The sequence below is a fragment of the Microbacterium sp. genome, from assembly GCF_011620665.1.
Lineage (GTDB): Bacteria > Actinomycetota > Actinomycetes > Actinomycetales > Microbacteriaceae > Microbacterium.
This window is the reverse complement of sequence record NZ_WOYQ01000028.1, coordinates 1-7527: the sequence shown is the minus strand read 5'-3', so window position 1 is coordinate 7527 and position 7527 is coordinate 1. Positions and strand designations below refer to the sequence as shown.

At 71.1% G+C, this 7527-nt stretch carries 7 protein-coding genes; 2 read left to right on the top strand and 5 right to left on the bottom strand.

The window, feature by feature from the left end:
* Positions 1-78: 78 nt before the first annotated feature.
* The 5 genes from QZV81_RS04235 to QZV81_RS04215 form a co-directional block, all read right to left on the bottom strand.
* Positions 79-1533: an ABC transporter permease gene (locus QZV81_RS04235; RefSeq protein ID WP_292833004.1), complete on the bottom strand. Its 1455-nt coding sequence runs from the start codon at positions 1531-1533 to the stop codon at positions 79-81.
* 8 nt (positions 1534-1541) lie between these two features.
* Positions 1542-2318 (bottom strand): ABC transporter ATP-binding protein, encoded by a 777-nt coding sequence (locus QZV81_RS04230; RefSeq protein ID WP_292833001.1) that lies wholly within the window; start codon positions 2316-2318, stop codon positions 1542-1544.
* A gap of 84 nt (positions 2319-2402) precedes the next feature.
* Positions 2403-4025 (bottom strand): bifunctional phosphatase PAP2/diacylglycerol kinase family protein, encoded by a 1623-nt coding sequence (locus QZV81_RS04225; RefSeq protein ID WP_292832998.1) that lies wholly within the window; start codon positions 4023-4025, stop codon positions 2403-2405.
* An 85-nt stretch (positions 4026-4110) separates the two neighbouring features.
* Positions 4111-4767: a response regulator transcription factor gene (locus tag QZV81_RS04220; protein ID WP_292832995.1), complete on the bottom strand. Its 657-nt coding sequence runs from the start codon at positions 4765-4767 to the stop codon at positions 4111-4113.
* Complete coding sequence (locus tag QZV81_RS04215) at positions 4764-6008, bottom strand: histidine kinase (protein WP_292832992.1); 1245 nt, start codon at positions 6006-6008, stop codon at positions 4764-4766. The genes QZV81_RS04220 and QZV81_RS04215 overlap by 4 nt, the downstream gene beginning before the upstream one ends.
* 272 nt (positions 6009-6280) lie before the next feature.
* Between QZV81_RS04215 and QZV81_RS04210 the strand changes: the two genes are divergently transcribed.
* Together QZV81_RS04210 and QZV81_RS04205 are read left to right on the top strand one after the other, a co-directional pair.
* On the top strand, positions 6281-7129 hold the full coding sequence (locus tag QZV81_RS04210) for a nitrilase-related carbon-nitrogen hydrolase (protein WP_292832989.1): 849 nt from the start codon (positions 6281-6283) through the stop codon (positions 7127-7129).
* A gap of 115 nt (positions 7130-7244) precedes the next feature.
* The coding region (locus QZV81_RS04205; protein ID WP_292832986.1) for an amidohydrolase family protein at positions 7245-7527 on the top strand (283 nt) is incomplete at its 3' end.

The window sequence follows — 7527 nt, the reverse complement described above, 5'->3', positions numbered from 1 at the left end:
GTGGTGCGCGGATCACGGCGATGGCGCCGACCTGGGCGCACGACCCCGAGCCCGCCGTGGCGCCGACACCCGCCTGACCTACTCGGCGAGCGCCTCGACCGGCGCGACGCGGGTCGCGAGGCGTGTGGGCACGACCGCCGCCACAAGCGTGAGCACCGCCGTCGCCGCCACGATCACCACGACCGGCCACAACGGCACCGCCGGCCACACGAGCGTCGGCGCCTGCCACGAAGGCGGCATCGCGACCGACCCGAGGAGCGACTGCGCGCCCGCCCAGCCGTACGCGATGCCGAGCACGAGGCCGGCCGCGAGCGCCGCGATCGTGGCGTGCGCCGCCTCCAGCAGCACCATGAGGCGCACCTGTGTGTTCGAGACGCCGAGCGCGCGCAGCAGTCCGAGTTCGCGGCGGCGCTGCACGACGCCGATCGTGAGCAGGTTGACCAGCCCGACCCCGGCGATCACCGCCGACACGGCGACGAGCGCCATCATGATCGCGGCGAACGAGTCGAGGAGTGTCTCCAGCTCCGACGGCATCACACCCCCGCCCGACGCCGCGATCACGGCCTTCACCGATTCGATCGCCACCGCGAACATCGTCACGAGCGTCACTCCCATCACGACGCCGATCGCCATGCGCGACGAGCGCTCAGGGTGCCGCAGCGCGTTCTCGGCGGCCAGGCGCGCCGTCGCCGATCGGCCGAACAGGCGTCCCACGAGGCGCAGCACCGGCGGCATGAAGAGCGCGGCTCCCCGTGCGAGCCCGGTGAACGACAGGATGCCGCCCCCGAACGCCACGACCACCCCGAGCGGCGAGATCAGGCCAACCGCGATCCCGCCGGCAAGGAGCGCGCCGCCGGCCACGAACAGACCGAACGCCGCCACGTTGCGACCGGTGCGCGCCGACACCTGGTCGTGCGACGCCTCGGCCGCGCCGCTCAGTGCCTGCAGCGGGGTCACTGTCAGCACCCGGCGGGATCCCGCCCACGCGGCCGTCCACGTGGTGAGCGAGACGATCGCGGCGGGGATGAGCAGCGCGGGCTGGACCACGGTGAAGTCGAGTTCGCCGAGCCCCAGCATCCGCCCTGCGGCCCAGACGCCCGCGGCGGCCACAGCCGTGCCGGCTATCAGCCCGAGGAACGCGCCGATCGCGCCCACGACCAGACCCTGCCGCGCGACCTCGGAGCGCTGCGCGCGGGCCGACGCGCCGATGAGCCGCAGCAGCGCGATGCGCCGGGTTCGGCCGGCGATCACCGTCGAGAACGTGTTGGCGGTCACGATCGCGGCCACGTAGACCGCGACGCCCACCAGGAGCACCGTGAGAACGGCGAGCACGAAGTCGAGTGTGCCGCTGTCGCCGATGTAGGGGTCGGCGCGCAGCATCGCCGCGATGTATCCGGTCGCCGAGATGAGCACGACTCCGAACGCGCTCGAGATCGCCGCGACCAGCACGCTCGCGCCCATGCCGCGCTCGCTCAGCCACGCGAGGGGAGCGGATGCGGCCGCTCGACGTTGCCCGACCTTCGGGGCGGTCATCACCGCGGTCATGCGACGGCCGCCGTCGCGTCGAGCTCGGAGGCGAGCATGTAGGCCGCGATCTCTTCGGCGCTCTGCCGCGGTTTGTCGTCGACGACGCGACCGTCGCCGAGCAGGATCACCCGATCGGCGTGGCTCGCCGCGATCGGGTCGTGCGTGACCATTGCGATCGACTGGCCGTGATCGCGACTCGCGGTGGCGAGCAGGCTCAGCACCTCGCGGCCGCTGCGCGAGTCGAGGTTGCCGGTGGGCTCGTCGGCGAACACCAGGTCGGGGGCCGTCGCGAGGGCGCGGGCGATCGCGACGCGCTGCTGCTGGCCTCCGCTGAGCTCGTGCGGGCGATGACGCAGGCGCGACCCGAGCCCGAGCGTCTCGACGAGTCCGTCGATGCGCGCCCGCTCGAGGGCGCTCGGCCGGCGGCCGTCGAGGTCGAACGGGAGCGCGATGTTGCCGAGCGCGTCGAGGGTCGGCACGAGGTTGAAGGCCTGGAAGACGAAGCCGACCCTGCGCCGCCGGAGAATCGTGAGCTCGAGATCGGACAGCGCCGTGATGTCGGTGTCGCCGATCCACACGCGGCCCGAGCTCGCGGCATCCAGTCCCGCCATGATGTGCATGAGCGTGGACTTGCCCGAGCCCGACGGCCCCATGATCGCGGTGAACTGCCCACGCCGGATGCCGACGCTGACGTCGTCGAGCGCGCGCACCGCGCTTTCGCCACGGCCGTAGGTCTTCGTGAGGTTCTGAACCCGGGCGGCGAGCCCGAGGTCTGTGGATGAGAGGTTCATGCCTCCGACGCTACGAATCGCATGCCCCTCCCCGCGTCGGCCGCGAGGGCAATCCTCGTACATCGCAAGGATGACGCGGGGTCGTCACCGAGGGGAGGACTCGAGCACGTCCCGTTCGCGCGACGGCGCCGGGGCGTAGACCCGCAGCGCCTTCGGCACGATGCGGCAGGTGAGTGTGTAGCGGCGGTCATCGCCGACCGCGGGCCGGCGTTGGAGCTCACCGTCGTGCGCGTAGAATGTCGCCTCGCCGGGTCGGGGCCGCACCGTGATCGCGATGTCGGTCGCGGTGATGTGCTCGATGTCGGATGCCGGAGGGAGCAGTCTCAGCGCGCGCAGCAGGGCCCGCGTCGTCGCCCCGAACGAGAGCGCGGCCACCGCCTGAAGGCGTGACCCGCGGGCGTGCTGCACGCGTACGTCGAGAACGTCGTCCGACAGGGTGCGCCGCTGGAACGTCGCGACATGGCCGGGCGTGTTGCGCCCGACGCTCGCGAACACCGACCAGACTCGTGCACGCCGTCCGGCGATCACGATGTCGATCGGCTCGGCATCCCGCAGGCCGTGCCACGTGGCCACGACGCCGGCGATCCACTTGCCCACGTGCGGCTTGCGCTTCGTGCGCTCGGCGACGAACTCTGGGTAGATGCCGATCGATGCCGAATTGAGCACGACGGTCGTGCGGTCTCCCACGGTGAGCTCGCCGATGCTCGTGGCGATGCCCGATCCGGCCTGCAGCGCGTCGATCGCGAGGTCGACCGACTCGATTCCGGCCGTGCGCGAGAAGTGGTTGAACGTGCCCCCGGGAAGCGGCAGGAACGGCACATCGAACTCGAGTGCGAGCTGCGCCATCCGCGACACCGACCCGTCGCCGCCGTACACACCGAGCACCCGCGGCGGCTCCTCACCCGCCATGATGTCGCGCACGACGTCGGCCATCTCCTCATCGGGCTCCAGCTCGCGCACGACCGCGGCGGGCAGCCGCTCGGAGATCGTGGCGCGCGGATCGAGCCGGATCACCGCGGTGCCCGCACCCCGGTTCATCACGATGAGCACGCCCGAGCCATCCGGCGAAGGCGGCAGCTCGATGAGCTCGACGATCTGCGCGACGTCCGGCTCGAACGCTCCCGGGCGCGTCCGGGCGGGCACCAGCAGCCTTCCGAGCGCAGCCACGCCCACACCGATCAGCACGCCGCCGACCACGTCCGAGAGCCAGTGGGCGCCGACGTGCATCCGTGAGTGGGCGACCGCCGCCGCGACGGGCCCGACGATCAGCCCCGCCCGCGGCGACTCGAGGGAGACACCGGTCGCGAAGCCGGCGGCGCTGGCCGAGTGGGCCGACGGAAACGACGGGTTCGACGGGTACGCGCGCAGGCGGCGGAGGGCGGGGACGTCGGCGCTGAGCGGCCGCGGGCCGTCGAAGAAGCGCTTCACGACGACGTCCGACACGACGGCCGCGACGAGCATCGACGCGAGCCCCCGCACCGCCGCACGGTGATGACCGAGCGCGGCGAGCGCCGCCGCCGCCGCGTACCACAGCACTCCGTTGTCGCCGGCCCGGCTCAGGCGCGAGTAGGCGCGGTCATGCACGTGCCACGAGCGCGACGCGTTGATCCGGCGCGCGGTCGCGTGATCGAGCCGCCGCACCCATCGCGGCAGCATCCGCTGCCGGTCTGCGGACATGACGGGATGCCGCGAGGTGGTCACACGCATAAGCCGAGGTTAGTCAGCCGACCCTCCGCATGTGCCCCCCTTGACGACGACCCGCCACCTGATCCCCCGAACCCCAGGGGATCCATCACGCCAGACCATGCTCGAACGCGAACACGACGAGCTGCACGCGGTCGCGCAGCGCGAGCTTCGACAGGATGCGGCTGATGTGGGTCTTCACGGTGGCTTCCGACAGGAATTCGCGGCCGGCGATCTCGGCGTTGGAGAGCCCGCGGGCTGCGAGGGCGAAGATCTCCCGCTCGCGGTCGGTGAGATCGCCGTACGAGGCGGGGACCGGACGTGGCGCGGCATCCGCGAAGTGGGCGAACAGGTCACGCGTGGCCGACGCCGCGATCACCGCGGATCCGGAGTGCACCGTGCGGAGCGCCGCGAGGAGGAACTCGGGGTCGGCGTCCTTCAGCAGGAATCCGCTCGCCCCCTGCCGGATCGCACGGGCCGCGGCTTCATCGAGATCGAACGTGGTGAGCATCACGATCCGCGGGGGGTGGCCGCTCGGCGAATCATCCTGCAGCAGTTCGGCGGTGGCGGCCAGGCCGTCCATGACCGGCATCCGGATGTCCATCAGCACGACGTCGGGTCGTGTCGCGCGCACGACCTGGAGAGCCTCTCGACCGTCGGATGCCTCGCCGACGACATCGAGATCGGGTTGCGAGTCGATCAGCATGCGGACACCGGCGCGGAACAGCGCCTGGTCATCGACGAGCACCACCCGGATGGGGGTCACGCGCCGCCTCCCGTGGGAAGGATGCCCGACACGGTGAACTCGCCGTCGTGGCCCGAGGCGCCCAGCCATCCTCCGACGAGCCCCGCCCGCTCCCCCATGCCGATCAGCCCGTGCCCGCTCTCGGTGGGCTGCTCGCCCGGGCGGAGTCGGTTGCGCACCTCGACCTCGACGCCCGCGCCGCCCTCGTGCACGGTCGGCAGCCACGCCAGGCGCACGGAGACAGGGCCGCCGTCTCCGTGGCGGAGCGCATTGGTGAGCGCTTCCTGCAGGATGCGGTACAGCGCGAGCTGCACGGCGGCCGACGGCTCGACGGTCGGTGCCGGACCGACGTCGACGCGCAGTTCCACTCCTGCGTTGCGCACCTGCGCGTAAAGCTCTTCGAGCTCGGCGAGCGTGGGCTGGGGGCGGTCCGCGTGCCCACGCTCCCACTCGCCCGCGGACGGCTGCCGCGTCGACGGCGAGGAGGGCCTGCGCAGCTGAGTCAGCAGCACCCGCACGTCGGCGAGGGCCGCGCGGGCCGTCGCGGAGATCGTGCCGAGCGCGTCGGTCGCCGCGGCGAGATCGGCCGGGGCCGCATACCGGGCTCCGTCAGCCTGAGCGATCACGACCGCAAGCGAGTGCGCGACGACATCGTGCATGTCGCGTGCGATCCGCACGCGTTCCTGCTCGGCCGCCGCCTCGGCTTCGGCACGCATCTGCGCCGCGCGGATGTCCCGCGCGCGGAGCGCGGCACGCACGAGGGCCCCGACCGTCCACGCCAGCAGGAGGGCGAAAGCCGCCGCGATCAGCACGGCGACGGCGAGCGGCAGTGAGCTCAGCGAGAGGCCCCCACCGGTGAACGTCGGGCCCGCGAACAAGTAGGCGGTGATGACCAGGGAGCCCAGCAGCGCCGATGCGAAGCCCGCCCAGTAGACGCGCGCAGTGCCGTAGGCGGCGGTCACGTAGAGCGCACCGAAGATCGCCAGATCCGCGGCCGTCGGCGGACGACCGAGCGACATCTGCACGACCGCGCCCGCCCAGGCGAGAGTGAGCGCGAACGGCGGCGACCACCGCCGGATCGCCAGGGCCGCCGAGAAGACGAGAGCGATCGCGACGGCGATGAAGGCGGCGACCGGCGCGCCGAGCACGCTCATCGTCCCTGTCTGCGCGACCATGAGTTCGACCGGCAGCACGAGCGCGAAGAACACCGCCGCGATCGCCACGTCGACGACGATCTGGTGGCGCTGGAGCGAACGGAACACGGCTTCACGCTATGTGGGGAAAGGATGGTGCGGCATCCATCCCGCGATGTATCTGCAGATCACCGCTGCCGCGGCATCGGTCGGCAGTCGTATCCCGGAACCCCCTTGCACCGGATCGCCCTGAGGCTTTACTGTCCGGACACAGGCTGAAACCGACGGGAAACGTCGGAGGACCAAGATCGAACAGCGGGGGACGATCCCCACCGGCACCCGAACCGGTCCCCGTCGATGGCAGCACGAAGAGGATCAGTCGAGGACGGATGGAGACCAGCATGACGACGGTGCGCGCGGCAATCACCCAGACCACCTGGACGGGCGAGAAGGATTCGATGCTCGACAAGCACGAGCGGTTCGCGAGGGATGCCGCCGCGCAGGGCGCTCAGGTCATCTGCTTCCAGGAGCTGTTCTACGGGCCGTACTTCGGCATCACGGAGGACAAGAAGTACTACCGCTACGCCGAACCGGCCGACGGGCCCATCGTGCAGCGATTCGCGGCGCTGGCCGCCGAGCTGAACATGGTCATGATCCTCCCGATCTATGAGGAGGACATCACCGGCGTGTACTACAACACGGCCGTCGTCGTCGACGCCGACGGGACGATCCTCGGCAAGTACCGCAAGCACCACCTGCCGCACCTGGACCGCTTCTGGGAGAAGTTCTACTTCCGGCCCGGCAACCTCGGCTACCCCGTGTTCGACACGGCAGTCGGCAAGATCGGCGTCTACATCTGCTACGACCGGCACTTCCCCGAGGGCTGGCGCGAGCTGGGGCTGAACGGCGCGCACATCGTCTTCAACCCGAACGCGACCAAGCCCGGCCTCTCCAACCGCCTGTGGGAGATCGAGGGCCCGTGCGCGGCCGTCGCGAACGGCTACTTCGTGCTGCAGCCGAACCGCGTCGGGCGCGAGGACAACGAGTACGGCGAACTCGCCGTGGACTTCTACGGCACGAGCCAGGTGATCGATCCGCGCGGCAACTTCGTCGGCGAGCGCGGGTCGGCCACCGACGAAGAGGTGCTCATCCGCGACCTCGACATGGACATGGTGCAGGAGATGCGCGACGACTGGCAGTTCTACCGCGACCGTCGTCCCGACTCGTACACGATGATCGCGAAGCCATGACCGCCACCACGGCACCCGAGACGCGTGAGCGCTGCAGTCACCTGCGGGGGCGCCGTCGCGAGACACAGCGCTCGCAGGAAAGTGCAGCGCTGCAGAACGGAAGAGGAACACTCCAATGACCACCACACTCATCACCGGCGGCACTGTCGTCTCGGCGACCGGCCGCGCGGCGGCCGACGTGCTGATCGACGGCGAGACGATCGTCGCGGTCCTGCAGCCGGGCTCGGAGCTGCTCGGGACAGACATCGCGGCATCCGTCGACCGCGTCATCGACGCGACCGGCCGGTATGTCATCCCCGGCGGCATCGACGCCCACACCCACATGCAGATGCCGTTCGGCGGCACGGACGCGAGCGACACGTTCGAGACCGGTTCTCGCGCCGCGGCGTGGGGCGGCA